This window comes from Rubritalea tangerina, from assembly GCF_042683245.1.
GTDB lineage: Bacteria > Verrucomicrobiota > Verrucomicrobiia > Verrucomicrobiales > Akkermansiaceae > Rubritalea > Rubritalea tangerina.
Map to the genome: position 1 here is coordinate 41,396 of NZ_JBHUJB010000036.1, position 26,815 is coordinate 68,210.

Annotated in this window: 25 protein-coding genes; 19 read left to right on the forward strand and 6 right to left on the reverse strand. The window is 49.4% G+C overall.

Annotation, left to right across the window (positions count from 1 at the left end):
• Positions 1 to 2: 2 nt before the first annotated feature.
• Positions 3 to 1,829: an acyl-CoA dehydrogenase family protein gene (locus tag ACFSW8_RS09255; RefSeq protein WP_377089422.1), complete on the forward strand. Its 1,827-nt coding sequence runs from the start codon at positions 3 to 5 to the stop codon at positions 1,827 to 1,829.
• 2 nt (positions 1,830 to 1,831) lie between these two features.
• On the opposite strand, the gene ACFSW8_RS09260 is transcribed toward ACFSW8_RS09255, so the two are convergent.
• Positions 1,832 to 2,554, reverse strand: a complete 723-nt coding sequence (locus ACFSW8_RS09260) for a putative 4-mercaptohistidine N1-methyltransferase (protein WP_377089421.1) — start codon at positions 2,552 to 2,554, stop codon at positions 1,832 to 1,834.
• Between the two features lie 96 nt (positions 2,555 to 2,650).
• Positions 2,651 to 3,841, reverse strand: a complete 1,191-nt coding sequence (locus ACFSW8_RS09265) for a M29 family metallopeptidase (RefSeq protein ID WP_377089420.1) — start codon at positions 3,839 to 3,841, stop codon at positions 2,651 to 2,653.
• 193 nt (positions 3,842 to 4,034) lie between these two features.
• Between ACFSW8_RS09265 and ACFSW8_RS09270 the strand changes: the two genes are divergently transcribed.
• From ACFSW8_RS09270 to ACFSW8_RS09290, 5 genes are all read left to right on the forward strand, one after another.
• On the forward strand, positions 4,035 to 4,667 hold the full coding sequence (locus ACFSW8_RS09270) for a hypothetical protein (protein WP_377089417.1): 633 nt from the start codon (positions 4,035 to 4,037) through the stop codon (positions 4,665 to 4,667).
• A gap of 11 nt (positions 4,668 to 4,678) precedes the next feature.
• Positions 4,679 to 5,011, forward strand: coding sequence for a hypothetical protein (locus tag ACFSW8_RS09275; protein ID WP_377089416.1), 333 nt, complete (start codon positions 4,679 to 4,681; stop codon positions 5,009 to 5,011).
• Between the two features lie 280 nt (positions 5,012 to 5,291).
• Entirely contained in the window at positions 5,292 to 6,446 is a 1,155-nt protein-coding gene (gene carA / locus ACFSW8_RS09280; RefSeq protein WP_377089414.1) for a glutamine-hydrolyzing carbamoyl-phosphate synthase small subunit, read from the forward strand.
• 29 nt (positions 6,447 to 6,475) lie between these two features.
• On the forward strand, positions 6,476 to 6,973 hold the full coding sequence (locus ACFSW8_RS09285; protein ID WP_377089413.1) for a hypothetical protein: 498 nt from the start codon (positions 6,476 to 6,478) through the stop codon (positions 6,971 to 6,973).
• A 5-nt stretch (positions 6,974 to 6,978) separates the two neighbouring features.
• Positions 6,979 to 8,247: an adenylosuccinate synthase gene (locus ACFSW8_RS09290; protein ID WP_377089412.1), complete on the forward strand. Its 1,269-nt coding sequence runs from the start codon at positions 6,979 to 6,981 to the stop codon at positions 8,245 to 8,247.
• Positions 8,248 to 8,317: 70 nt separating this feature from the next.
• Here ACFSW8_RS09290 and ACFSW8_RS09295 read toward each other — a convergent pair whose 3' ends face one another.
• The 4 genes from ACFSW8_RS09295 to ACFSW8_RS09310 all read right to left on the reverse strand — a co-directional run bounded on the left by ACFSW8_RS09295 (position 8,318) and on the right by ACFSW8_RS09310 (position 12,252).
• Positions 8,318 to 9,337: a S1C family serine protease gene (locus ACFSW8_RS09295; RefSeq protein WP_377178047.1), complete on the reverse strand. Its 1,020-nt coding sequence runs from the start codon at positions 9,335 to 9,337 to the stop codon at positions 8,318 to 8,320.
• Positions 9,338 to 9,359: 22 nt separating this feature from the next.
• Complete coding sequence (locus ACFSW8_RS09300; protein ID WP_377178049.1) at positions 9,360 to 10,352, reverse strand: S1C family serine protease; 993 nt, start codon at positions 10,350 to 10,352, stop codon at positions 9,360 to 9,362.
• A 332-nt stretch (positions 10,353 to 10,684) separates the two neighbouring features.
• Entirely contained in the window at positions 10,685 to 11,695 is a 1,011-nt protein-coding gene (locus tag ACFSW8_RS09305; RefSeq protein ID WP_377089409.1) for a hypothetical protein, read from the reverse strand.
• 32 nt (positions 11,696 to 11,727) lie between these two features.
• On the reverse strand, positions 11,728 to 12,252 hold the full coding sequence (locus ACFSW8_RS09310; RefSeq protein ID WP_377089408.1) for a TPM domain-containing protein: 525 nt from the start codon (positions 12,250 to 12,252) through the stop codon (positions 11,728 to 11,730).
• A gap of 144 nt (positions 12,253 to 12,396) precedes the next feature.
• Between ACFSW8_RS09310 and ACFSW8_RS09315 the strand changes: the two genes are divergently transcribed.
• From ACFSW8_RS09315 to ACFSW8_RS09375, 13 genes are all read left to right on the forward strand, one after another.
• The gene (locus ACFSW8_RS09315) at positions 12,397 to 12,822 is read left to right on the forward strand and encodes an AP2/ERF family transcription factor (protein ID WP_377178051.1); all 426 of its coding nucleotides are present in this window, start codon (positions 12,397 to 12,399) and stop codon (positions 12,820 to 12,822) included.
• Between the two features lie 70 nt (positions 12,823 to 12,892).
• Positions 12,893 to 13,576, forward strand: a complete 684-nt coding sequence (locus tag ACFSW8_RS09320; RefSeq protein WP_377089405.1) for a hypothetical protein — start codon at positions 12,893 to 12,895, stop codon at positions 13,574 to 13,576.
• 31 nt (positions 13,577 to 13,607) lie between these two features.
• A complete protein-coding gene (bioB, locus tag ACFSW8_RS09325; RefSeq protein WP_377091482.1) occupies positions 13,608 to 14,603 on the forward strand; it encodes a biotin synthase BioB in 996 nt (331 codons plus the stop codon).
• A gap of 55 nt (positions 14,604 to 14,658) precedes the next feature.
• On the forward strand, positions 14,659 to 15,810 hold the full coding sequence (locus ACFSW8_RS09330) for a beta-ketoacyl synthase N-terminal-like domain-containing protein (protein WP_377089404.1): 1,152 nt from the start codon (positions 14,659 to 14,661) through the stop codon (positions 15,808 to 15,810).
• Between the two features lie 23 nt (positions 15,811 to 15,833).
• Complete coding sequence (locus ACFSW8_RS09335; protein WP_377089403.1) at positions 15,834 to 16,283, forward strand: L,D-transpeptidase family protein; 450 nt, start codon at positions 15,834 to 15,836, stop codon at positions 16,281 to 16,283.
• Between the two features lie 13 nt (positions 16,284 to 16,296).
• Complete coding sequence (locus ACFSW8_RS09340; protein ID WP_377089402.1) at positions 16,297 to 16,935, forward strand: HAD-IB family phosphatase; 639 nt, start codon at positions 16,297 to 16,299, stop codon at positions 16,933 to 16,935.
• A gap of 9 nt (positions 16,936 to 16,944) precedes the next feature.
• Positions 16,945 to 17,280, forward strand: a complete 336-nt coding sequence (locus tag ACFSW8_RS09345) for a hypothetical protein (protein ID WP_377089401.1) — start codon at positions 16,945 to 16,947, stop codon at positions 17,278 to 17,280.
• 119 nt (positions 17,281 to 17,399) lie between these two features.
• Entirely contained in the window at positions 17,400 to 18,479 is a 1,080-nt protein-coding gene (locus ACFSW8_RS09350) for an acyl-CoA reductase (protein ID WP_377178053.1), read from the forward strand.
• A gap of 26 nt (positions 18,480 to 18,505) precedes the next feature.
• Entirely contained in the window at positions 18,506 to 18,733 is a 228-nt protein-coding gene (locus tag ACFSW8_RS09355) for a translation initiation factor IF-1 (RefSeq protein WP_377089399.1), read from the forward strand.
• A gap of 85 nt (positions 18,734 to 18,818) precedes the next feature.
• Complete coding sequence (selB, locus tag ACFSW8_RS09360; protein WP_377089398.1) at positions 18,819 to 20,723, forward strand: selenocysteine-specific translation elongation factor; 1,905 nt, start codon at positions 18,819 to 18,821, stop codon at positions 20,721 to 20,723.
• 183 nt (positions 20,724 to 20,906) lie between these two features.
• Complete coding sequence (locus ACFSW8_RS09365; RefSeq protein ID WP_377089397.1) at positions 20,907 to 21,548, forward strand: helix-turn-helix domain-containing protein; 642 nt, start codon at positions 20,907 to 20,909, stop codon at positions 21,546 to 21,548.
• Between the two features lie 25 nt (positions 21,549 to 21,573).
• Positions 21,574 to 24,768, forward strand: coding sequence for a helicase-related protein (locus ACFSW8_RS09370; protein WP_377089396.1), 3,195 nt, complete (start codon positions 21,574 to 21,576; stop codon positions 24,766 to 24,768).
• Between the two features lie 6 nt (positions 24,769 to 24,774).
• Positions 24,775 to 26,815, forward strand: a 2,041-nt coding sequence (locus tag ACFSW8_RS09375) for an Eco57I restriction-modification methylase domain-containing protein (protein WP_377178055.1), incomplete at its 3' end; no start/stop codon positions are given.

Genomic DNA, 26,815 nt, shown 5'->3' on the forward strand with positions numbered 1-26,815 from the left:
CCATGCCAAAGAATAGCATCATAGACACTTCAAACATGAGCGCTGGCCAACGCGCAGCTCTCGAAATGGCCGAAGACTCCAGAGATGTCCGTGAAATCAGCGGCTTTGCAGGTTCTCTCTTCATGGGTTTCCCTAAACTATCTCGAATCTCTCCTTTCCCTGAACAAGCGCATGACGACAAATCGGAAGGAGACGCATTCATTGCCAAACTAAAGGAATTTCTCATCCATCATACAGACCCTGATACCATCGATAGAGAAGGTGAAATTCCTGACTCAGTCTTCCACGGACTCGCCCAACTCGGTGCCTTCGGAATCAAAATACCCAAAAAATACGGTGGACTCGGTCTCTCACAAACAAACTACTCCCGCGCCGCTGCGGTCCTGGGCGCTCACTGCGGCAACCTAACAGCACTCCTATCAGCACACCAGTCCATCGGAGTCCCCCAACCTTTGATCGTCTTCGGGACTGATGAGCAAAAAGAATCCTTCCTCCCACTCTTCGCAAATGGCCAAGTCTCAGCCTTTGCTCTCACTGAAAAAGATGTCGGCTCTGACCCCGCAAAAATGCAAACCCTCGCCAGCCCATCAGACGATGGTGAGCACTACCTCCTCAATGGTGAAAAACTTTGGTGCACCAACGGACTCAAAGCTTCTCACATCGTGGTCATGGCTAAAACCCCGACACCTGAAAAACCCTACGCTTCAACCGCATTCATTGTGGACGCAAACGCCCCAGGTGTAGAAATCGTAACGCGTTGCCACTTCATGGGCCTGCGAGCTTTATACAATGGTGTGATCAAATTCACCAATGTCAAGGTCCCCAAGAAACACATTGTTGCCGGTGTTGGTAAAGGGCTCAAGGTAGCCTTGACCACCCTCAATACAGGCAGACTTACCTTACCAGCAGCTTGCTCCGGAGCCCTCAAAACCTGCCTCGATATCTCCCTGAACTGGGCAAAAAATAGAGAACAGTGGGGCTGCGCCATTGGCAAACATGCAGCCATAGCATCCAAACTCGCAGATCTCAAAGCCGATCACTTCGCCACGGAATCAATGGTCCTTTACGTCTCCGCATTGGTCGATCGCGACAAAAACGCGGACATTCGTATCGAGGCCGCAATGGCCAAACTATGGGGCACTGAAGCCGCGTGGAGAGGTGTCGATCAAACCATGCAACTCAAAGGAGGCCGCGGCTACGAGACTGCAGATTCACTCAAAAACCGCGGGGAATCTCCAGACCCAATAGAACGCATGATGCGTGACTGCCGAATCAACACGATCTTTGAAGGCTCCAGTGAAATCATGAAACTCTTTATCGCACGTGAAGCCCTCGACCCACACCTCAGACGCGGTGCTGCCGCTATCGATACACGAAACTCGATGAGCGTGCGCCTCATTGCTGCTCTGAAAGCTGGTCTCCATTACGCGCTGTGGTACCCCCTACGCTGGCTGCCACTCACTCTCGAGGTCCCTGTTGGCACCCATCCCCGCCTCAAACGCCACTTCAAACATATCGAAAAATATGCACGCAAGCTCTCACGTTGCCTCTTCCATGCCATGGTCCTAAATGGGCCAAAACTTGAAAAACGCCAACTCCTCCTGGGATGCTATGTCGACATAGCCACCGAACTCTTTGCCATGAGCTGTGCCGTATCCCGCACTGATAGCCTCCTGCAGAAAAACCCCAAGCATTCGCTCTCCACCATCCATTACCTCTGCTCAAGAGGTTGCCAAAAAATAGAAGCTCTCTTCGCACAATCCAATGACGTCAAAAGCGAGAAGAGAGGCTACCGCCTAGCTCAGGAGATGATGGCCGAACTTGCCTAGAATCACCTCCGCTTCCGCCATGCACTAATCTTCGACACTCCGAGTTGGAATTTTCGGCCGTGCTCACGAATGATGAAACTCTCATCCGTTTCGTGGATCAGCTCAAAACGCTCTCGCATTTGCTCCTGCAACCACTCCCAGCTATCGCCCTCAGGCCATTTATCTCTGGGTGTGTATTGCTCTAACCACGAGAATGGTGTCGCCAATACTACCTCACCACCCTCGCCTAACAAATCTGGAAGCCGGTCTAGAAATGCCTTTGGGTCGGGAAGTCGACATAATAAATTAGAGGCATGCACTCGGTCGAAACCTTTAAATCCCTCCGGCAATGCAAGCGCATCGCCTTGAGCAAAACTCACTCGCTCAGGCTTCACTCCATCTGGCAATAAAGCCTCACTCTCAGTATAACGATCTCCCTCTTCTTGGATCTGATACGCCAAGCTCCCCCTCTCCTTCAGCGTATTAGCTGCATCTATAAAACTTTGCGAAAAATCGATCCCAATCACCTTCTCAGATGTCTTGGATAATAAAAAGCTAGACCTCCCAACAGCACAGCCCAAATCTAGGCTCAATCGAACACGCTTTGCTGTAAAAAATTCCACTGTCCGACTCACAAAATCTAACGCGCCTAACCCACCAATCACCCACGGCATCCGTTCCTCACTCGTGCCATAGTGCATTAACAAATACTCGTTTAGTAACTTATCTGATTCGTAATCCTGCATAATTAAACCTTTTTAACCACAGAAGTCACAGAAAACACGGAATCCACAATGACTTTCTGTGAAATTCCGTGTGATCTGTGGTTCAATATAAAATTACTAACTACAGAGAGCATTCATGATGTACTCACTCGGACGGAAGTGCTGAATAATCACCTCTTCCTGATCGCCACGCTTCATCCTCACTTCACTGATGTCAAAATTCGGAGTCTTGTGCGGTGCAAATAAAATGTCGTCATGCGTGCTATTCTCATGCTTCTTAAACATCTCGGGCACAATGTCCCCCCCCAGATGGTCATCCCTACCTGTAGCGAGATGACACGTCCCCAAGACTTTCTCATCTTGGATATCCTGTCCTGAGACAGGTAGAACCTGTGTCCCAAACCCTAGCTCCCCCAGAGTCCCGGTCATCGGATCATCGGCTAGACGAGCGTTGTGCTCATCAATGGTCGATTGATTTCCCTCAATCAAAGTAGATTTCACAATATTCCGATCCACCACCGTCAGAACCCCTAGGGTTCCATCCTCATATTTCATCGGAAACTCGCCACGGGCGTCACAGGGCACAAAATATACTTCTCCTGCTGGAAGATTCGCAACGTCCGGGGCCTTCCCCTTACATAAACCATGCGACTTCTGAGCCTCTTGCCCATCTAATCCTAACCACGCTGTCAGAACTCGCCCATCCTCTAATGTGAAATCAATCTCAATGGAATCTGCCTGAGTCATCGCCAAACGCACTTTCTCAGCATCAGCACTCACTTCATCGTAATCCACTGCTAATCCAGAATTGAGAATGATATCATTCATACCGTGCATCGTTGCACCTCGGAAACCGTATTGCTTACATTTCGCAGTCAATGGAGCCGTAGCACTCCACGTAGAAATACAGAGAATGATGTCGTAATGAGGATAGATATCACGATCCAAAGAAAGTTGCTCACCCGCTGTGTTGAAACATTCATCCCTCAAATCCAAGTTCGAACCGTGCGTGCAATAATAAGAAAACATCTCCCCACCATGCATCCCTAACTCCTCCATCACTCCATCCTTAAAGGTCTGGTAGAAATTCTCATAGGCCTTGCGCTGCACACTAAACTCACTCACTTCCAAAAAGGCAAAATCCTTGATCCACTTCTGCGGCTCATCAAAATCTACCAATATACAAACCCGACACCCCGCCGTTGGCTCAAATACCGTGCTCATCAATTTACGAACAGAAAATTGCGGAAACTCTCGCTTCTCAGGATTCAACATTATCTCTTCACTCAGGTAGTCAGGTAATAACATAGTGCTCTAACATACGGTCTTCACTTCCTCATGCAAGGAACGATCCGTACTTTTTTTGTCACCACCATCACCCACCCTCCAGCCGCGACTAAGCCACAAGGGATTAGTCAAGAAAAATTAAATAATTACCTAGCCAAAGTTCCTCCGCTTTGCTATAGCAAGGTGGTAGAACTCGCAGCTTTCCGAACCAATCATGTCCCGTCTCACTGAAACTCGCCCCCAGCGCCTGAATGTCACTCAAATGGAAATGAAGGCAGACAGCCCCGTAGGCTCATCTCCACTCGCTGAGGACTTCGAAGGGAAACTCGTAGCCGCTCAACAACAACTCGAGCAGCTACAGCAACAACAAGAGTTTATTGAACAACAAAAACGCGAGCTCGAAGAACTCAATGAACGCAAAGAAGAATTTCTTCTGGGCCAAACTGACATCAGCGAACGCTTAGCATCCTCACTCACAGCAATCGATCGTGAGCTTTTTGAAATGCGCCAAGAAATGGAAGACTTGGAGCAAACCCGCCAATGCTTCGCTGAGCACCAAAAGAAAATCGACGAGTTGACACCTCAGTCATGGAGCAAAGACGAGCTTAAGTTAGAGCTTAACCGAGCCATCTCTATGCTCGACCACGCTGAAGATGAATACGAAGAAGCCATGGAGCACTTCAAAGGTGGCCGTCGGGCTGGCGTCTTCACTCCGGCTCAAAAGAAACAAAAGAAAAATCCGGCTAACACCAGTGAGTTCTCAGCCAACTTTAGACAAGGCCTAGCCTTTAACCTACCGCTGATCATTGCAGCAGCCATTGCTTACGCTCTCTACCTCTACCATTAAGATCCCCCTAAATGTTCGGATCCAAAAAGAAGGCTCAGGATTTCGCGGAAATCGAGCGTCAAAAAGAAGCTCTTCAAGCACAAATTGAAGAACTCCAAAGCTTCATCAAAGAAGCCCCTGAAAAGCTGCAGCAAGAAGAGCAAGAAAGACTGCAAACCATGCCGGCACCTGATGAGCTTACTCAAAGGCGCCGTGAAAATGATTTTGCGAACCGTCTCACAAAAGGCGAACTCAAGAATGAACGACGCCACCAAGCTCGCAGCGCTCTTCTCTTCATCCTCTTGCTCACCGCGATTGTTTTCGTGTCCTTGTGGGTATACAAAATCATTGTCAGCTCAGCATAGCCAGCACACGGAATGCTCGCGCCCACACCCAACCACACCTCACTGACAAAGTGGCCAAAATTAATCTGACTAAAACAAAAATGTGCCCAGTCGGTGCCGCAACCCCACACTTTTGGACTGCTATATCGAGTTTTTTTCTCGACTAGAGTGCGGCAAAACCTTGATATCTCGGCCTTTCTCAGCCCCTCGTTCCAAAGCTCCCTCAGATTCTGAAAAATCACCTTACTTCCCGCTTGCATGCTCGGAACTTGCCCCCTAGGGTGCGCCAGCTACGGCGCCTATGAAAGCTACGAACAAAGCCATACTCGCACTTGAAGACGGCCGCACCTTTGAAGGTGAAGCCTTTGGTCGCACTGGAACCAGCACTGGGGAAATCTGTTTCAACACCTCAATGACTGGCTACCAAGAGATTATTACAGATCCATCATACCGCGGCCAAGTCGTCACACTCACCTATCCCTTGATAGGCAACTACGGAATCAATCCTGAAGATGCCGAATCAAAATCACCGCACGTACGCGGCCTCGTGATCGGTGAGCTCTCTCCTGTAGCTTCTAACTTCAGATCCCGCCAAACACTTGATGAATACTTCACAGAACATCAAATCATTGGTATCGAAGGTATCGACACTCGCGCCCTAACCAAACATCTCCGCACCGCAGGTGCAATGCGTTGCTGCATCTCAACTGAGCTCACAGCAGAAGAAGCCATCCAGGCAGCCAAAGATGCCCCACCAATGGAAGGTTCTGATTTCGTAAAAGAAGTCTCCACCGAAGCAAATTACCACTGGGATGGTGAGTCCCGTCTTTGGAACATTCCTAGTCCGTCACAAAACCGTGAGGGATACTACGAAGAACTCGCTCCAGCAAAGTATAAGCTCGTCGCCTTCGATTTCGGCATCAAGTACAACATCCTCCGTAGCATGCGCCAAGCAGGCTTCGACATCGAAGTCGTAAACTCACGTAGCACAGCAGAAGAGGTACTTGCCCTCAACCCTGATGGCATCTTCTTGTCCAATGGACCTGGTGATCCAGCTGCACTCGACTACATTCACGCAGAGGTGAAAAAGCTACTCGGCAAAAAACCAATCTTCGGTATCTGCCTTGGCCACCAAATCCTGACACACGCCTTCGGTGGTACCACCTACAAACTTAAGTTTGGTCACCGCGGCGGCAACCAACCCGTCAAAGACCTCCGTACTGGCAAAATCTCTATCACTGCTCAGAACCATGGCTTCGCCACCGACCCTGAGTCCCTTCCGGATGATGTCGAAATCACTCACATCAACCTCAACGACAATACTGTCGAAGGCTTCCGCCACAAAACATTCCCAGCATTCTCAGTGCAATATCACCCAGAAGCTGCACCTGGCCCAAATGACGCCAAGTACTTCTTTGATGAATTTGCTGAGATGATCGATCAGTTCGAAGGCTAACAACAAATCGGCCTTCTCTGGAAGTATCCATGCTACGTTCCACTATCATCACTCTATCTGTCTGGGCTTGCACACTCCTCGTGTCACAAGCCCAACAGACGTACGATGATCACGGCTTCAGCTTCCAACACAGCGAAGCTGAAAAAGTCACTGTCACTGGTGATAAAATAAAGACCGTACGTGTCGAGAATGCCAACGGTAGCCTCTTCATGCTGCAAAACTATGGGAAATCTATCACTCCCGAGCAACTTCGCTCAATGATGACCGAAAGTTTGCTCAAGCAGTTTGAAAAAAACGCCACCGAGCTCAAACACAAGTCAGCCACTCGCACCCTCTTCGGGGAAGCTCGCAGTGGTAGCTATATACTATTCAGTAAAAACAATATTCCTAGCGAGTCGCTCCTCTTCACCTTCCAGAAGGATGGCGACACGATATGTGTCATCACTCAAATGGCACTCCAACACAGTAAAGAGGCTGAACGCATGTTTGCAACTATCCAAGAAAGCCTCTCCATTTCTAAAAAATAATTCATATGAATACCATCATCTGTGGCCTCCAATGGGGCGACGAAGGCAAAGGCAAAATCGTAGACTACCTAACGGAGTCTGCTGACCTTGTAGCACGCGGCCAAGGTGGCAACAATGCTGGACATACTGTCATTGCCAATGGCAAAAAGTACATCCTTCACCTCGTACCTTCAGGCATACTCTGGGGTGATAAAACTTGTGTGATCGGCAATGGCGTCGTCATGGATCCAGTGGGTCTCTGCAAAGAAATCACCACCCTCGAGGAACAAGGCATCACTGTCAGCCCTGAACAACTCCTCATCTCCGACCGCGCACACGTCGTCTTGCCCTACCATAGAGAACTCGATGCCGCTCGTGAAGCTGCTCTCGGTAAAAACAAGATCGGTACCACCAAACGCGGTATCGGCCCAACCTACGCAGATAAGGCTAACAGAATTGGCCTACGTCTCGCAGACTTTACTGATGAAGCGACCGCACGCGAACTCATTGACATCCGCCTCCAAGAAGCCAATGAAACTCTCGCGCGCCACGGTTTACCGACCTTCACTACCGACCAGGTCCTTGATGAAGTTCGCCCAGCTATCGCCAGACTTCTTCCTCACGTTACCAACGTGATCCCTACTCTACACAAAGCTTGGAAAGAGAAAAAAACGATCCTCTTCGAAGGTGCTCAAGGCTCATTGCTCGATATCGACTTCGGTACCTATCCATTCCTCACATCTTCTAACACCACTGCTGGTGGTGCATGTACAGGCTCTGGCCTTCCACCCACAGCTATCGATCGTGTGATTGGTGTTTGTAAAGCCTACACCACACGCGTCGGCTCCGGTGCCATGCCAACTGAAAACGAGGAAATCACAAACTACTTCCACTCCAAAGGCATGGAGTTTGGTGCCACCACTGGCCGCCCGCGCCGCTGTGGATGGCTCGACACCGTTCTTCTGCGCATGGCTGTCATGGTCAATGGCGTCACTGACCTCGCTGTCACTATTCTCGACGGACTTGATGAAAAAGAAACTCTCAAGATCTGCGTCGCTTACGATATCGATGGCGAACGCCATGAGTTCCCACCAGCAGCCCGTTCAGGCTGGGAGAAAGCTACTCCAATCTACGAAGAACTCCCAGGCTGGCAAACTGATACCACCAAAGCCCGCAGCTGGGATGACCTTCCCGAGAATGCTAAAAATTACCTCAATCGCCTAAGCGAACTCGTAGGTGCACCCGTGAGCTTCATCGGCAATGGTCCTGAACGCGAACAAACCATCATCGTTTAATCCCTACACATCAGTCTCATAAAAATTTAAGGCTCCACCCATGTGGAGCCTTTTTCGTGTAGAGGCTTATTTAATCTTCACCCTCTTTCTTTAATTCAACTAACAATTTCTTAAGATCCTCAACGGGAATAGCAAAACTCTCTGCCCGGTTTGCACGAGCGATATTCATACCGATACATTTCCCATCGAGTGTGAGTAAGGGTCCACCTATAGTCCTAGCACTGAAGGGGATATCAGTTTGCAACACACGCGGGAAACTATCCCGTCTCTTTGAAAAATCACCACTCATTGCGTCATTCCGAGACCCACTTTCCTTGTAGGCCTCGTCACGAGCCATCAGTCTAACCTCTACCTCTAAACGCCTACCATCACGCTCAAATTCAATCAAAACCTCATCACCTGGCAAATAGTCTCGGATAATCTCTATCAATGCTTCGCGCGTCGCCACTTCCTCACCAGCGAATTTCTTAATCGTATCACCAGCCTTTATACCAGCTTCCTCCGCGCCAGTCTCTTTAGTCACTTCTTCAATCACTAACGACCCCTTATCTGCCTTGAATGAGATCCCCAGCACAGCAGGAGCTTTACCTTCAACCGCACGAGTTTTTGCACTGATAATCCCAACGTTAATGCGACGCAGGCTACGGCTCGTCACTCCATTAGCAACTACCCAAGTTCCCTGAGACACATCACTGCTCTCAGCCCAGGAGACTGGAGTCAACCCTTCGGCATCAACCTTCAGTAGAGCAACATCCCATCTTGGGTTCTGCGCCACAATCTCTACTTCGGTGTATTTCTTCTCACCCACGCGAATATCGATGTCTTTCCGCTCTTCTAACTCACTACCCTTTGCTAAAATCAAACCATCCTCACTCACCACAATACCGTAATTGAAACTGCGCCAACCATCATACAAAACAGCACTGCTCGCTTGAATCGCAGATCGCTGTGGCCCAAAGGCCGCCCTCACTTCTTTACCGTTCGTGCGCTCATCAGTTGGCAAACTCGTCTGCGCCATCAAGGCCAGCTGAGTACATGACACCAGTGCCATGAAACCTAACACACTCCCCATTCCAAATGTTCTTATCATCACTTTTCTATAGTCCACAGGCTTATCGCTTCACGAGATTCATCTCTACACTCTCATCTGCTCCTTCTCTTAGGAAACTCATGGTAACTTTGTCACCTGAGGCTAGCTGACCCATTATTTTCTTTAAGCTCTCTTTAGTGGTAACCACCTCTCCATTGATAGCTTTCACAATATCGCCAACTTTCACACCTGCCTCCTCAGCTGGATAACCTTCTTCAACAGCCGTCACCTCTAGACCACCACTCACCTCCTTCACCGCTATCCCCATAAATCCAGTACCAGGTTGCGGCTTTTCAGCAAACGGTCCGTCACCCAAAAATTTACCCGACTCCATACTGTCCCAATACTTGTGAAACACCTGCATCGGTACATGCATGTTCTCAGCAAGCTGCTTGCCCACACGACTGTGAATCCCAATCAGCGTCCCATGCATGTCAAATAATGGCCCACCTGAATCTCCACCAATCAACTTGCAGTCAGATTGAATCGTACTATTAGCTACCCTAACAAGTCTCCCTAAACGCACCACCGAGCCCCTCTCCTTATCAAATCCTCCAGAATGCCCTAATGCAAATACCCAATCACCCAATTGGGTACTTGGCTTGCCAGACTCACTCGCACTCTCGTAGCGTACGAAGGGAAATTTCTCGTCACTCTGAATCTGCAACATCGCCGCATCATTATCCGCATTCAATCCAAGCGACTTCGCTTCGTACTCAGTGCCATCCTCCATCACCACGGTCATCTCCTTCTTTACCCCCGTCACCACGTGTGCCGCACTCAGAACTAATCCATCCTCAGAAATAATCACTCCCGTCCCAGACCCCTGCCCCATCTGAATACACACCGTTGCTTTGCGCGCTTGCTCCAGATGCTTCTGCAATGCCGATTGGATCGCCATAAGATCATCCCTAGTCTCAGGCACCTTCTTGTCATTAAAATACAAACGTTCTGCCTGCAGAGCTCCCCCTGTAACCATCCCCAGTAGCAATACCAATCTTCCTATGCGTCTCATCACTTTGCGAATCCTTAGAATAACACAAAGTACCCAATCACTAAGAAGATTCAACCACCCATTCCAGAATTCGTCCCCCCAAAGCACAAAAAAGACGACCCGCTAGACCATTCTAAAGGAAACCCCCTAACCTTAAAGAACAGTGAACCTATCGGATCGTCTTGTCCTCTTGCGAGAACGAGATGAATATGTCACCACTCCCGCTTACTGCAAAGTTTTTTCGCCACCATTCGAGAAACCTTCGTTTAAAATTTTAACCGATATGACAGCCTACCTCGTTCTATATAACTTATAATAAGTGAAAGGCTTCACTTTTTGTTAGTTCCTCCACCCTAGAAAAAATCTTTCCCGAACTGCTCTTTTTGCTGAGTAGGAGGCACTCGGGGGTTACGGTAACTAAGAATACCGCCGGCTTTTGCCCCCCGCTTGCCGCCTAATCGCTCTGAACTTGGCTTCTCAGGGAAGGTTAATTTGCGATTCATCAAATACAGCCCACCACCGCCAATCACCACGAGACAACCCAGAATGGATAACACCACAGGCGACACCCCCTCTCCAACCCTTTCTTCAATCATCCCCACCAACTTCTGAGCTTTACCAGCCTGAACCTTGCCTTCATCCACCACAGCTTTCACTGGAACCACAACCATCAACTCACTCAATATCTCCTCAATCCAAAACAAACGCATCGATAACTGGCCCACAAACCCATCAAGTTGATCAAAAACATCCGATTTTTCACGCGCCTTGTGCGCCGCATTCCACAATAATTCCCGTACCTGCCATTGCGGAACTTGATCACTCGCACCACCAGCAAGCAAAAACTCAGAACGCTCTGGTGCCCCCATATAATAATACACCAGCACAACTGGCTTCAAATCCTCCCCAAACAGTTTCTCGTAGACTCCCTGAGGAGAATAGTCCTTAGGAACCCGCTGCCCAGCATCAAACAAATACACATAAATCGGTAAATCAGACTCATTGTGGTGCAACTCCAAGGCATACTTTAAATCTGCACGTTCCTGCATACTCAACAATTGCTGAGGATCCACTAAGCTATCCGTTGGTTTCTCGCCAAAATAATGCCCGAGATGCTGACCCGAAATCTCAGAATTCTCACCAAGTTGTTCATGTTGGTTCAAGCTTGGCTTTGCTTCCACGGCTTCAATAATCACCTCCACCTGAGGGGTGCTCTCCTTCTCGTCCCCCTGCTGCGGCGCACGATCAGTAAGTAAAGCCATCCCAACCACGATCTCCCCCTTCTTACGCTTTGCCTCATCTTCCGCATTCCATTGCGGCAATGGCGGCGCCTTCGCTGCCAACGCCTCACACGCAAACAGCAAAACTATAAATACAACTCTCCTCCACCCCAACATCACTTCTTCGCCAATTGCTTCGCACGCCTCCTCATTCGCTTCACATACCTCACTACGCCAGCCAACATCACTTCTATCGCTTGAAGGTAATTCGCTTCTAACAGGTATGGATGCCCGTTAAGTAAGGCATCAAATGCCTCTTCCTCCTTCAACGCCGCATCCAATAGATAGCCTACTAACACACATACCTCCTTACGATTGACATCGATAAGTAATAGCACCCCTCCATCTTCTCGTGCCGTCTCCGGCATCCCCTCAAAAACTCCACGATTCAATAACCAAAAACCATACGACCGCAAACTTTGCTCATCACTCAGTGAGCAAGTCACCACATTAAAAAACAATTGCGGAAAGCGTCGCTCAGCCTTCTCGATCCACTTCGCTACGCGCTTGCGCTCAGGCACCCGTAACACCCCTGCTGCATCGTGTGGCTTGCGCACATCTATCGTAAACCCATCATAGAGCGCATCCAATTGCTCCAACTCAAGACCACAATGCGGGCATTCCTCTGCAGAAAGGTGCATCGTTTGTAGGCATCGGGGACAGCGCATCGGGCGACAACATAAACACCCACCCCCACCTCGCCAAGCACAGAGCCGAGATTTTTTCCCTCCCCCTCCATGCAGCCACTAGTTGACAATCACCATCGCTTGATTAAATTTTTTCTTATGCCCAATGACTCACCCAACTATGCCATCGCCCGGATCGACCTCCCGGACGCTCGCACGCATGGTTGGCAAGTCCGCCTCCAAAGACGCGGCATCAAATACGCAAAATTCTTTGCCGATGCCCCCCATGGCGGAGCTGAAGAAGCTCTCAATGCTGCCAGAGCTTGGCGAAACAACCTTCTCGACCGCCTAGAAAGCGAAGATCGCGCGCGCATCTGCCAGCGATCTACCCGAAATTCTTCAGGTGTCGTAGGTGTCTCTAAAGTATCCGTCGTCACCAATGGCGTGCGTTACACCTTCTGGCAGGCAACCTGGTCGCCAGAACCCGGAAAACGACGCTGCGTCAAATTCTCTATCAAAAGATATGGCGACGCCGAAGCATTTGATCTCGCCGTAAAGGCCCGGATCGAAGCCATCGGCCATTAACGAAAAAAACTTCACCTATCTCCACCACTTTACTCTTCACAGCCTGCGTATTCACCCCCATTGTCCTTGCATGCAGCGTCTGATAGGTACCCTTATTCTAAGCATCAGTTTAGCTCTCACTAGCCTAGCCAGCGAACACGTCATTCTGGCTGGCGGCCCCGCCCTTCGCCACTGGGAAAATTACCGAGTCCCCAACGACCGACATGACGCATGGTGGGCCAACTTCATCCGGGCCTCAACACTCCAAATGGACATCACCCGAGCCCAAGAAGGTGGCTCGCCTCGATTCACTTGGTTCGTCTATAAAAAAGGCTACGTCCTGCGCGGTAAGGAAGATAATAAACCCTACACTACTTGGATCCAAGAACAGGCCCAAAAACGTGGAGCAAAACTCGTTTGGGTCCACTCAGGAGAAGACTTCATCCGCCGCTTTAACCAACTCCCAGCCGGCAGAACCCGTAGCTTCCATTACTTCGGCCACTCCAATAAGCACTGCTTTTTGCTAGACTATTCATCTCAGATCCTCGGCACATCCGCAGCATGGCTCCACGAGTCCGACCTCCAACGCCTCAGCGGCCGACCACTCGCCAAAGGTGCGATTTGTAAAAGCTGGGGTTGCTATACTGGCGAAAGTATGAATCGCTACTGGAAACAAGCCACCGGCACACGACTCATTGGAGCCAAAGGTAAAACTGATTACTCCGCTCTCAGCTTCGGCAAAATGCCAACCGTCAATGGACGCTGGATCAAATAAACCCAATCATTCACCAATTGCATCAAATCTCATGAAATTCGAAGAACTTAAAGTACTCCACGACCTTCCCCTCTTTGACCTGATTAAAAAATCCCGGGAAGTCCACGACGCAAACTGGAGCGACAATGAGATCCAGCTCTGTACCCTCCTCTCTATCAAAACTGGTGGCTGCTCTGAAGACTGCTCCTACTGTGCTCAATCAGCACGCTACAACTCAGGGGTCCAAGTGGAACGATTGATGGAAAAAGAAGCCGTGATGGAACGCGCTCGCGCAGCTGCGGATTCCGGCTCAACTCGCTTCTGCATGGGTGCTGCCTGGAAGGGTGTGCGTAAAGGTACCAAACGCTTCGACCAAGTCGTAGACATCATCGAAGAAGTTTCCGAACTCGGAATGGAAGTCTGCGTCACTCTCGGTGAGCTTGGCCCCGAAGAAGCTGTTATCCTCAAAAAAGCAGGTGTCACTGCATACAACCACAACGTCGACACCTCACGCGAACATTACCCTAACATCGTCACCACCCACACATATGATGACCGCCTACGCACCATCCGCAATGCGCAAGATGCTGGGATGTCCGTCTGCTGTGGTGGTATCCTCGGCCTCGGTGAAACCACCGATGACCGTCTCAAAATGATCGAAACGATCTCTGAATTTAACCCTCAACCAGAATCCGTTCCTATCAACTCCCTAATGCCTATGCCAGGCACCCCATTAGGCGACTCCGACCCAGTCACTATCTTCGATGTCGTTCGTATGATTGCTATCGCACGTATCGCCATTCCTAAGGCCAAGGTTCGCCTTTCAGCAGGCCGCACACAAATCTCTGAAGAAGGTCAGGCTCTCTGCTTCTTCGCTGGGGCTAACTCTATTTTCTATGGTGATAAATTACTTACCGCACAGAACCCGAGTGTCCAAAAAGACCTCAACCTTATCAAACAACTTGGCCTCACTGCCAAGCAACCAAATCCTAGCCTAGAGCCTCCTAAAGCGGATTGCGCAAAAGAAGCAAGCCCTTGCTGCGGCTAAGCTACTGAGTCAATAACTACAGGCTTGGCTCCCCACCAAGCCCACTTCTTCGACCTTGAATAAGACGGTTTCCATCACCGGACTCTCGGCCGTATCGAGTCTCGGCGCCACGCTAGAGGCCCACGCCTCATCCATGGAAGCAGGCCACACTGGACTGCAACCACTCCAGCAACTACTCGGCTCCGAACTCAATTGCGGCTCACTCATGGGAGCTTGGATCCAAGACCGTAGTCTCTTACAATCCCGTAAGTGGGCGCCAGCATCTGCCCTCGCACTCCATTGCGCAAAATTAGCAGTCAAAGATGCCGGTCTCGATGGCTCAGCCCTCAAAAATGCCGCTGTCATTGCCGGCTCTTCACGTGGCAATGCTTGGCTGCGCAATTGGCCAGGCCGCCGTCCCTTCAAATTAATGGCCGCCTCTAACTCCATGCATGGAGAAATCGCTTCAGCGGTGAGTATTGAACTCGGCATTACCGGCCCCTGGCAAACGATCGCATCAGGGTGTGCCGCATCACTAGACGCCCTCGGTATGGCGTGGCTCATGCTCCAATCCGGCATGGTCGAACACGTCATTGTCCTCGGAGTCGAACTTCCCTTAGTGGCCGAAATCGTCCAAGATTACATCAACACCGGAGTGCTCAGCACCAATGGGATCAACGATCCCTATCACCCAGAAACGTCTGGCTTCTTTCCCGGTGAAGCAGGCTGTGCCTTGGTTCTCAGCAAAGAACACATCCCTAGCACTCCCCAGTTAGCCGGATATTGGTGCAACTCAGATGCAGACTCCCCAATTGGCATGCCTGAGGACGGATCTGGCTTACGCCGCTGTATTCAACGAGCACTCAACGACCTGCAATCCATTCCCCCAATCACAGCCATCTGCCCTCACGCTTCTGGAACCCACCTCCATTCATTGGCAGAAGACCGAGCTCTAAGAACTGCCCTCCCACTTCATTCTCCCCTCTCCTTACACCCGATCAAACCCTTCACTGGTCACACCGTCGGCGCCAGTGGTGCACTCGACACCACCATACTCGCACACTACTTGAGAAAAGGCCTGCTGCCACCTAACCTCCCACTCACCCCTCCTGACGCCCCCTTCACCCTCCCACAAAAACCTACCCAAGCACTTGGCTCTCTGCTCAAAATTGCCGTAGGTATGGGCGGGCATAATTCTATCATCGCCCTCACCCCACCCTCCCCATAACCCCCCACTGGCACGCGACAAAGATGCATATTCTCATCTCCATCAACAAACAAACCCTCCAGCTCATGGAGCAAAATGTCGTGCTCCATTCCTACCCAATCTCCTCAGCTAAAAATGGCATTGGCTTCGAGGAAGGGTCCTACCAAACCCCCACTGGAAATTTTCTCATCTCCGAAAAACACGGGCACGACGCCCCCATTCACACCATCTTCAAAGGCCGTAAAGCTGTCGATCTCTGGAACCCTGAACACCACTCAGATCAAGACCTCGTCACAACACGCATCCTCTGGTTAGAAGGCCTCGACCCCAATAACCTCAACACCAAAGAACGCTACATCTACATTCATGGCACCAACCATGAAGACTCGATCGGCTCCCCCTCTTCCTGTGGCTGTATCCGCATGCGTAATCTCGATATCATCGAACTATTCGATGCTGTCACAGAAAATACTCCCGTCCAAATCCTTCCCTAACTATCCCACCACTATGAAACTTATCGTTTTTGATTGTGACTCCACCCTCTCGTCCATCGAGGGAATCGACGAATTAGCACGCGCCAAAGGACCTGAGGTCTTCCAAGAAGTTGAAGCTCTTACCCATGCAGCAATGAACGGAGAAGTAGCACTCGACCAAGTCTTCGCCAGAAGACTTGAAATTATCAAGCCAGACCTCGCTACCTGCTCCCAAGTCGAACAACTCTACATCGATACCGTCGAACCCACCGCTCAAGATACCCTCCAACAATTACGTGACGCAGGCTGGACAATCGTCATCCTCTCGGGGGGCTTCAAACGACTTATCGAACCACTCGCCTCCTTCCTCCAAATCGAACGCATCGAAGCCGTCCCCCTCGAACTCGATAATGCCGGCCAATATGTCCGCTTCGACTCTAGCTACCCAACCACCTACAATGGCGGCAAACCCGAAATCATTCGCCAACTCAAAAACGAATTCTCACCTGAAAAAACCATCATGGTAGGCGATGGCATCTCTGACCTCGAAACCCAATCCGAAGTCGATAGCTTCATCGGATTCGGTGGCTATACCCCTAGACCAAAAGTTCAAGAAGGCGCTGACTACTTCATCTATAAACTCGAAGAGCTCCTCCCTATCTTAGAAGCCTAGTGATCCACTATGAAAAACCAGCTCCGTTATCTTTTCGAGGGCCATAAAAACCTCCTAACTGAAACTGAAGCGGCTGCTTGGAACAACCTTCTGGTAGAGAGAAAAATCGCTCTCTGCCAGTACCCTGCGGTTAAAATGCTCTTCAAAACTCGCTGCTTAGATAATTCCCCCGAGGTAACCGCCCATCTAATCGACGGATCTGACGCCTTCTACAAAAGGACACTCGAGCGACTCTCCGGACAGACCAATCACTGTCCATCCTGCGGAGCGCTCTGCCGCACCTCCAAAGCGAGGCTCTGCCCCGAATGCTCGCATACTTGGTTCGAAACCTATACCCCTAGATAAGCGCCCCCCTACTTCCTTGAACCCATCTCTACTGAGGCCCTTCGATGCTTTCGGTTTAGAAAAACTCTAGGCGACATTTCTCACATCCTGTGTACTTTTCCGATAACTAGCCAATGACCATGCTCACTGAAGAACGCGCCCATGCCCTTGCTCAAGCCTGCCAACCCTTTCAAGAATTCTTGGGCCAGCTCACAGCGAACGACCTCCTCGACTGGATAGAGCATGAACTCGGTCATCACCAAGCACTCGATGACTACCAACAAGTCGGCGATATCCTTACCAAAGCGCGCCCCCCTAAACACCTCCTCCACATCGTAAGTGGAAACACCCCGCACGCTGGACTCCAGAGCCTCCTGCGCGGACTCCTCGTAGGTGCCCAAAATACCGTCAAGTTGCCCAAATCAGATACACAATCCCCCTCAATCCCTGAACTCTACACATTTCACAACCATCTCCCCGACACCCTCAAACCCCTCTGTAACTTCACCGACACCCTCGACCTACCTCTCCTTCATTCCGCTGATACCGTCATCGCCATTGGCTCCGATCAAGCAATCGCAGATATCCACAACCAACTTCTGCCTCAGCAGCGCTTCATCCCACATGGTCACAAAATAAGCTTCGCCCTCATTGACAAACCCAGCACCAAACATGCGCAACTCGCAGCAGTCGACGCCTCACTTTATGACCAACAAGGCTGCCTCTCCCCCCACGTGATCTACGTTAAAGAAAATGCAGCAGCCTTCGCCCCAATGCTGGCTAAAGCCATGGAGCATTACCACCATACCAACCCTCGGACCGGGCTCACACTCTCAGAAAGTGGTGCTATCCGAAACCTCCGTGAAACAATCCGCTACCAAGCTGCGATCGAACCTGAGAACTTCCAACTCTACGAAAGCCCCCAAGGTACCCATTGGACAGTCATCTATGAGAATGCACCCACCCTCGTCCCCAGCCCACAAAATCGTACGATCTATGTGAAACCATGGCCAGAAAACCCACACCTCCTCGGCACTGAACTAGAATATCTCAGCACCATCGCACTCTCGCCACTTTCAGCCTTGCTCAATGAGGTCGAAATACTCAATCCTGCTCGCATCTGCCAACTCGGTAAGGCACAACACCCACACCTCTTCTGGCATCACGACGGCTTCGCCCCGCTCGCAAGCCTCGTCACCTGGCAAGATATCCACCTCTAATCAGATCACTCTAAACATATCACCCTATGTCTAACAAAGATATCCCAATCCGTACCACCGCCACCATCACAGCTAAAAGAGAAGATGGTAAAACCTTTATCGTCACCCTCCCTAACGGCAAGACCTCACTCGGACACTCCCAACTCAAACATAAAGCATACCGTGACTCACTCGAAATTGGTGACACCGTGACGGTCGAAATGACCCCCTTCGATTTTGAGAAAGCACGCATTATCCCCACACCCTCCGAATAATCAATTCCCACAGAAAAAAACCTCGCGCCCCCACCTATTCACAACCTAACAGAGCTCCGCTCACTTCTCCTAAGAACTACAAACCATGAACATCATCTTAGGTACCGCAGGACACATTGACCACGGTAAGTCTTCACTCATCAAGGTTCTCTCGGGTACCGACCCCGATAGACTCCCTGAAGAAAAATCCCGTGGTGTGACCATCGAGCTCGGCTTCGCACACCTCACCCTCGAAAACTTCGAAATCGGCCTCATTGATGTGCCAGGTCATGCAGACTTTATCAATAACATGGTCTCGGGAGTCGGCGCTTTAGATATCGCCCTCTTCATCGTGGCTGCCGATGACGGCTGGATGCCACAATCTGAGGAACACCTCCAGATCCTCAACTACCTCGGGATCGATAATGTCATTATTGCCCTCACCAAGTCTGACCTCGCTGAAGACCTCGAGTTCACTATCGAGCTCGTCCGAGAAGAAATCCTCGGCACCTCCATCGAAGACGCTCCCATCATCCCAGTCTCCTCAATCACAGGCGCCGGCATCGACACACTGAAAACTGAAATCCTCAGCCGCGCTAAGAACCTCCAAGCTGCCCCCAAACACCATATCCCCCGCCTCTCGGTCGATAGAGCCTTCTCACCTAAAGGCACCGGAACCGTGATCACCGGTACACTCACCGGCCAGGCTCTCCGTAAGGGAGACACCCTTACTTGCCTGCCCGAGCACATCTCCGCCACCATCAGAAACGTCCAAAACCATAACAAATCACTCGACGCCTCAGTCAGTGGCATGCGTACCGCTCTTAACCTGCCTGACCTCCCACTCAAACAACGAGGTAAGCCAGGCGTCAGCCGTGGCTCACTTCTCACACTCCCCGACCACTTGAGCCCCGTTGACACCCTAGACGTCAAACTCCAGCGTGAAGGACGCCCAATCACTGGCCAGTCAGCGACAACAAGAGCTCTTAAAAATACTGAAACGGTCATCCTGCACCACGGTACTAGCAGAACACGAGCCCGCGTCGTTCTCCTCGATCGCAGCACACTCGAACTCGGAGACCAATGCTTTGCCCAACTTCGACTAGAGTCGCCCATCGCAGCATGTACTGGTGACCGGTTTGTCATCCGTGATGGAGGCCAGCAAGGCACCCTCGGCGGCGGCACCATTATTGATGCCGATGCCAAAGCCCGTGGCTTCAGAACAGAAGAACGCACCCAGTTCCTAACACTCCGCGCTGAAGCTCCCGATACCCTGCGACCACTCATCCTCAGCGAACTCTCAAAAAAGCCTGCCTTAAACATTCACTCGCCCCTCACTAACATACCTTTCACCAAAGACTTCACCCAACAAACCATCGAGAAGCTAGCCAAAGAAAAAAAAGTCACTCTGAGAGCCGACTGGCTACTCGCCCCCCCTTGGTGGAAAGAAATCACCCAAACCGCTGGCACCATCATTGATCAGTGGCACGCCTCAAACACCGATTCTCCCTCCATGCCCATCGGCACTTGGCGCACCCAACTCCTCGCAGCTGGCGCTCCAGAAGGTCTCCTAGACGCTATCGAAAAACAACTAATCAACAACGGCTATACGAAACAAAAAGATGGTATCGCCAATGAGGATCACTCACTTGAGCTCCCCGACCGCCTAGCTCCCTACGCGAGTCAAATCCTCAAAACATTCCAAACGCACGGCCTCACCCCTCCACCACGTGTCGAAATCGCACCTGACGATCCCTCCAAACAAGCCCTCACCTTCCTCATCCGCTCAGGTCAAATTATCGAGCTCGACCCTAAGGCGTTGTTAGATGCAGCCCATTTCCAAAAACTGCGCCAATCTATCATCGATTACCTATCCACCCATACACGAGCCACTGCCAGTGAACTGCGTGAACAAAGTGGTGCATCACGGAAGTTTATCATGCCACTGCTCGAATCCCTGGATGAAGAAGGAGTCACCATCAGAGACGGCGACTTCCGCACACTCGCCTAATACCAACCAGCAGACAGCCTTTCGCGTAAAAGATGAACTAATTGGTAAATTTGTTTAACTTTTGTGCAACTATCGACTTGATGCATGGTCATTCTTAAAGTAGGAACCATGAATCCGTGATGTTGTTTGCCCTCAAAGCTCCTTGCATAGAGGCAAATAGCTCCATCCCGAATTCTGACTTCTATGCCTGATAATACCTCGAACATTCTTGGTGAAACAATCCACGCCCTCATGAGGCAGCGTGGCCTAAAAGCATTTGAACTGGGGGAGAAGATCGCTCTTAGCCCAACTTCAATCAGTAAAATCGTGAACGGTGTCACTCGCCCACGTCAAAACACCTTCACGCGTATGTGTCAGGTGCTTTGCGAGACGAAGGAGGAAGAGCGTCGTCTCGTTGCCGCCTTTGCTGGCACCAAGCTTTTGGATGAAGAGCTGGATGAAGCTTCAGCCGCGTCAAACAAAGAAATTCTAAGACTGCGAGCAGAGCAGTTCATTGAACGCAAAACGCAAGCTATTGCCTTCAAACGATCCGTAGCCAGAGAGCTTGATAAAATCGGAGTGGATTACGAAGCCGATCACTACGAAGGCATCTACTCCACCGACTTCCTTATTCAGAAGGAAGGCAAACGCTTGGCTCTCGAATGCAAAGCAAATGTTGGCAGAGATATTGATCGCTCCATCGCCACCTGTGAAGTCATCCAAGAGAACCTACGCTGTGAAGTGATCGTAGTCGTTCCTTTCGTCGATGCAGTGTGTGGCGAAGCCCAGAAAAAAGGGATGAAGGTATCCGCACTCAATGAACTAGCAGAACTCATCACCAATTAAAATTTAGACCACTGTAACTTTAGAAATGCACTCCTCTGACCTCACTTTTATCACAAACGAAAATGGCGACGATCTTCAAAGTCGCTTCGCCAGTCTCATCAAAGATACTCAGTATTTTGATGTGCTCGTCGGTTACTTTTATACTAGTGGATTTCACGCTGTAAGCGAGTCACTGGAAAGCACCGACAAAGTGAGAATTCTGATCGGAATTAGCACCAACCGCGAAACCTATGACCTACTCCAGAAAATCAAGTCGCACAAAGAGGTTAAAGACGAGTTTTCAGAGGAAGTTAAGAACGAGTTAGAGAATAGTGATAACACCCAAGTGGTTGAGGAAGGCATCCTCAAGTTCACAAATTGGCTGAAGGACGGCAAGCTGGAGATACGGGCTTACCCTGAAGAGAAAATTCATTCAAAGCTCTATATCATGACGTTCCCAGAAGAGGATCGTGATGCTGGGCGTGTAATCACTGGCTCCAGCAACTTCACTCGTAACGGGCTAATCGAAAACCTCGAATTCAATGTAGAGCTGAAAAATCGCTCAGACTATGAATTTGCGAAAGCCAAGTTTGAAGAGCTTTGGCTCAAGGGCGTGGATGTAAGCGAAAAATACGTTGAGACCATTAAGAACGACACATGGCTCAGAGACGACATCACGCCTTATGAGCTATACTTAAAATTCCTCTACGAGTATTTCAAGGAAGAGATCAATCAGGACACAGAGCTTGATACCAAGTTTCGCCCCGAAGGATTTAAGGAACTGCAATATCAGGATCACGCAGTCCTAAATGCTAAGAAAATCATCAACGAATACGGCGGTGTTTTTCTATCGGATGTGGTTGGTCTTGGAAAAACCTTCATGGGCACAATGCTCTGCCAAGAGCTTGACCAGAAGACCTTAGTGCTGGCTCCACCACACCTGATTGACGAGCATAATACTGGTAGTTGGGAACATGCGTTCAGAGAGTTTGGGTTTCGATCCAGAGACTACAAATGCCGTTCGATTGGCATGTTGAAGTCGATTATTGAAAAGGATCAGCACCGTGATTTTGACGTAGTTCTCATTGATGAAGCTCACCGTTTCAGATCGGAGGGCAATGATACCTACGCCTTACTTGCTCAAATTTGTAAGGGCAAGAAAGTCATCCTTGTGACGGCGACCCCATACAACAACACGCCGAGCGACCTTCTCGCCCAAATTAAGCTTTTCCAGCGAGCAAGGCAAAGCACGCTCCCCAACTTGACTGATCTAGAGGCTTTCTTCAGACAGCTTGATAACAATCTCAAAGGCTTGGATCGAAAAGAAGATCGCGAAGAGTTCATCGCTGCAAACAAAGAGAATGCCCGTCTCATACGTGAGCGAGTTTTGAAGTATCTCATGGTGCGCCGAACTCGCCGTGAGATCATTGAATACTATGGCTCCGACCTAAAGGCTCAGAAAATGAGCTTTCCCGCCGTGGCTGATCCGCAGCCAGTTTTTTACGAACTGAACGAAGATGAAGATCGCATTTTCCTCAGAACCATCGAGCTGGTAACGCAGTCATTTTCATACGCACGCTATACACCGCTTTTATTCCATAAGGGCATCACGGCAATGGAAGAACAGAGCCAGAAAAACATGATGAGTTTCATGAAAATGCTCTTGGTGAAGCGATTGGAGAGCAGTTTCTACGCATTCCAAAAGACCTTGGAACGCTTCATTTTTTCCTATGAAAAATTTATCGAGCAATATGACGCAGGCTCCGTCTACTTGAGTAAAAAGCATGCTCATAAAATCTTTGAATACCTTGAGCATGGAGACTTTGGTGGCATTGACCGCTTAGTAGATGAAGAAAAGGCCGAGCGGTATGACGCTTCTGAATTCTCAGAGGAGTTCAGGGAAATGCTCGATCAAGATCAACGCATTCTGACTGAAATTCACGAAATGTGGCAGACGGTAAAGCGTGATCCGAAGGTCATCGCTTTTCGTGAGAAACTTGCGGTAGAAGCTCCGGTGAAGAAAGGGAAATCCATTATCTTCACCGAATCAAAGGAAACCGCTGAATACTTAGCTCGTGAACTGGAAGAAACTTTCCCGAAAAAGATCATCTGCTTCACTGGTGATAGCTCAGCGGCTGATCGAGAGGTCGTGATTTCTAACTTCGACGCGAAAGCCAAGAATAAGAAAGATGACTATAACATTCTTATCACCACGGACGTTCTTGCTGAAGGAGCGAACCTGCACCAATCCAATGTCGTCATCAACTACGACATCCCGTGGAACCCGACACGTATCATGCAGCGTGTTGGACGTATCAACCGTGTCGATACCACCCACAAGAAAATACACACCTACACCTTCTTCCCAACAGAACAGGCGAACGAATTGATTAAATTACAAGAGTGCGCCGAAGCTAAGATTGCAGCCTTTATCTCTCTTCTCGGTGCTGATGCTAAACTCCTCACTGAAGGTGAAGAGATTGAAGCTCACAGCCTCTTTACTAAAATCATCTCGAAGGAAACCATTGAAGGCGAAGAGGAAGATGCAGAGAGCGAACTCAAATACCTTCAGGCTATTCGAGCGGTTAGAGATAAAGACCCTTCACTTTTTGAGCGCATCAAGAAACTACCCAAAAAGTCGCGATCCGCTCGAAAAGTGAGCGCAGAAATAGTATCGCCAGCTCTTATTACTTATTTCCGAAAAGGCAGACTTCAAAAGTTTTTCCGAGCAACGATGGCAGAAGATGAAATGATTTCGGAGGAGATCGACTTCATCGTAACCGCTCAGGCACTTTCCTGCTCGCCAAAGCAAAAGCGAGGAATGTTAGATCAGTTTTATTATCAGCTATTAGAGCAAAACGCTGAAAAGCTGGAGCAAGTTACAACCGAGGAAATTACTGAATTTGAGGGCAAGAGAGGTAGCCGTGATAATGCGGCGCGATTGCTGAAATTCCTCAAGCAAAAACAGATACGCCGTTACTCAGGGTTTACTGACATCGAGCAAGATTACCTTGAGAAAGTTATTAAGGAGTTAGATGCCGGAGGTATTCCGAAGAAAGTATCAGCTAAGACCTACAAAGACATTGAGGGTGATCCACAGCTCCTTCTCAACCCTATCAAAGTTATCGCCGTCCTGAAGAAAAATATCGCTTCAGACTTCCTCCAGCCTACACACGCACAGACCTCTGGAAGCAATAATGCTCCCCAAGAGATTATCCTTTCCCAATTCCTCCACCAATAATTTGCTATGAATAAGCAAGAAGCCGAAACAATATCCCAAGACACCTTCAGCGGTGGTTTTGATGAGACACAATTCACCGCGTTTATCAGTAATCTTTTCAAGGACTATGAACGACGTAATAACGAAGTGCGTGGGAATTACATAAAGGAGGCATTTAAGCCTTTCGTCTCTCACTACAAACGCATCGGGAAATACATAGATGCCGAGGGCAATGTGATTGATACCATCATTGTCCATCTGAAAAGAGGTAGCTCCTTAGAACGCGCACGCACCGCACAGCGGAACTTTGTCGCGGAGTATCTGAAGACTAGAGATAAAGACGCTGCTCTTGTCGCTTTCCTTTCGCCTGACTCCAGTGATTGGAGACTGTCATTGGTGAAGTTCGAGACCTCTTTTCATCACGATGAAGAAAAAGGTAAACTCAAGATGGTTAGCGAGACCACTCCAGCGAAGCGCTGGTCGTTTCTCATTGGGGAAAACGAGGGTAAGCACACTGTCACCAGCCGTTTTCTGGATTTCCTACAATCAGATGTCAGCCCGAATTTAGCCGAGCTTGAAGCTGCATTCGATGTAGAGACGGTATCAAAGGAGTTTTTTGAAAAATACAAAGAACTCTTCTTCAAAATGAAAGACGCACTGGATGCTCTCATCGAAGGAGATGAAAGCATCAAACAAGATTTTGAGGCAAAAGAGATTTCTACCGCGAATTTTGCCGAAAAGACGATGGGGCAACTTTCATTCCTCTATTTCTTGCAAAAGAAAGGTTGGTTCGGTGTAAAACCAAACGAAGCATGGGGAACTGGTTCGAAAGGCTTCCTTAAAGAGCTGTTCAAAGATCGGCATAAATACCCAGTGCACCATGAATTGGGGACGAATTTCTTCGACGATATTCTTGAACCTTTATTCTATTCGGCGTTGGCGCAAGATCGAGGAGAGGCAGCGATGTATGATCGGCTCAATTGCCGTATGCCTTTCCTGAACGGTGGCCTATTTGAGCCGATGCACGATTACAGTTGGGAGACCACACACGTTCGCCTACCTGATGACCTTTTTTCGAATGAGAACAAAACTAAGGACGGTGACACTGGCGACGGTATCCTTGATGTTTTTGATCGATATAACTTCACGGTCAATGAGAGTGAGCCACTGGAGAAGGAAGTCGCTGTTGACCCTGAAATGCTGGGTAAAGTCTTTGAGCGAATTGTGGCAAGAAAGCAAAACGACAAGTTCTACACGCCTCGCCCCATCGTGCATTACATGAGTCAGCAGTGCCTGATCCAGTATTTATCAGATAGCTTTAGAACTCAGACACAAGTATCTCACTCAGATTTCGAATTTCTTATTCTCCATGGTTCTCGCATCATCGAAAATGATCGAATTTTCTTTGAAAAACAGGAGCAAATTAAAAGAGGAGAGATCAAATCTACTGACTACAAGCTCCTTATGCCTGGAGCACTGAGTGCATTAGCAGAAGAAGTCGATACTGCGCTCGCAAATATCAAGGTCTGTGACCCCGCGGTGGGTTCTGGAGCATTCCCCCTTGGCATGCTTAATGAGATTGTGCAGGCACGTGCCGCGCTCGCAGTTCACAAAAAGGTTCCTATTGATTACTACGAGTTAAAAAAACACACCATCCTACATTCGATCTACGGTGTCGATCTTGATGGAGGTGCCGTTGAAATCGCAAAACTACGCCTCTGGTTGTCTCTCGTTGTTGAAGAGGATGAACCGCATCCTTTGCCGAACCTTGAGTTCAAAATTGCTCAGGGAAACAGCCTGCTTTCGAAATATGAAGGGATCACTCTCTTTGATGAAACCATTCTCGAAACGAGTGAACATCTAAAAGAGCGTTTGTCTACTGTTAAGGCTAAGATCAAAAATGTTCAATCTCAGATCAATGCAATAGAATTGAGTGATGGCCATTCTTCGCAACGCAGCAATGAAGATAAACTAAGCTTAGAACACTTGAAGAGGCAGCTCGCCATGCGCGTTCACTTAAGGAGCTGTAGTTTATCCATCAGCGACTTACGACTTCTTCGATCCATCC

Bases quoted from the DNA above. Each gene is read 5' to 3' on its own strand.
- ACFSW8_RS09255 (WP_377089422.1), top strand. From the start codon at position 3: ATGCCAAAGAATAGCATCATAGACACTTCAAACATGAGCGCTGGCCAA.
- ACFSW8_RS09260 (WP_377089421.1), bottom strand. From the start codon at position 2,554: ATGCAGGATTACGAATCAGATAAGTTACTAAACGAGTATTTGTTAATG.
- ACFSW8_RS09265 (WP_377089420.1), bottom strand. From the start codon at position 3,841: ATGTTATTACCTGACTACCTGAGTGAAGAGATAATGTTGAATCCTGAG.
- ACFSW8_RS09270 (WP_377089417.1), top strand. From the start codon at position 4,035: ATGTCCCGTCTCACTGAAACTCGCCCCCAGCGCCTGAATGTCACTCAA.
- ACFSW8_RS09275 (WP_377089416.1), top strand. From the start codon at position 4,679: ATGTTCGGATCCAAAAAGAAGGCTCAGGATTTCGCGGAAATCGAGCGT.
- carA (WP_377089414.1), top strand. From the start codon at position 5,292: ATGAAAGCTACGAACAAAGCCATACTCGCACTTGAAGACGGCCGCACC.
- ACFSW8_RS09285 (WP_377089413.1), top strand. From the start codon at position 6,476: ATGCTACGTTCCACTATCATCACTCTATCTGTCTGGGCTTGCACACTC.
- ACFSW8_RS09290 (WP_377089412.1), top strand. From the start codon at position 6,979: ATGAATACCATCATCTGTGGCCTCCAATGGGGCGACGAAGGCAAAGGC.
- ACFSW8_RS09295 (WP_377178047.1), bottom strand. From the start codon at position 9,337: ATGATAAGAACATTTGGAATGGGGAGTGTGTTAGGTTTCATGGCACTG.
- ACFSW8_RS09300 (WP_377178049.1), bottom strand. From the start codon at position 10,352: ATGAGACGCATAGGAAGATTGGTATTGCTACTGGGGATGGTTACAGGG.
- ACFSW8_RS09310 (WP_377089408.1), bottom strand. From the start codon at position 12,252: ATGCACCTTTCTGCAGAGGAATGCCCGCATTGTGGTCTTGAGTTGGAG.
- ACFSW8_RS09315 (WP_377178051.1), top strand. From the start codon at position 12,397: ATGCCCAATGACTCACCCAACTATGCCATCGCCCGGATCGACCTCCCG.
- ACFSW8_RS09320 (WP_377089405.1), top strand. From the start codon at position 12,893: ATGCAGCGTCTGATAGGTACCCTTATTCTAAGCATCAGTTTAGCTCTC.
- bioB (WP_377091482.1), top strand. From the start codon at position 13,608: ATGAAATTCGAAGAACTTAAAGTACTCCACGACCTTCCCCTCTTTGAC.
- ACFSW8_RS09335 (WP_377089403.1), top strand. From the start codon at position 15,834: ATGCATATTCTCATCTCCATCAACAAACAAACCCTCCAGCTCATGGAG.
- ACFSW8_RS09340 (WP_377089402.1), top strand. From the start codon at position 16,297: ATGAAACTTATCGTTTTTGATTGTGACTCCACCCTCTCGTCCATCGAG.
- ACFSW8_RS09345 (WP_377089401.1), top strand. From the start codon at position 16,945: ATGAAAAACCAGCTCCGTTATCTTTTCGAGGGCCATAAAAACCTCCTA.
- ACFSW8_RS09350 (WP_377178053.1), top strand. From the start codon at position 17,400: ATGCTCACTGAAGAACGCGCCCATGCCCTTGCTCAAGCCTGCCAACCC.
- ACFSW8_RS09355 (WP_377089399.1), top strand. From the start codon at position 18,506: ATGTCTAACAAAGATATCCCAATCCGTACCACCGCCACCATCACAGCT.
- selB (WP_377089398.1), top strand. From the start codon at position 18,819: ATGAACATCATCTTAGGTACCGCAGGACACATTGACCACGGTAAGTCT.
- ACFSW8_RS09365 (WP_377089397.1), top strand. From the start codon at position 20,907: ATGCCTGATAATACCTCGAACATTCTTGGTGAAACAATCCACGCCCTC.
- ACFSW8_RS09370 (WP_377089396.1), top strand. From the start codon at position 21,574: ATGCACTCCTCTGACCTCACTTTTATCACAAACGAAAATGGCGACGAT.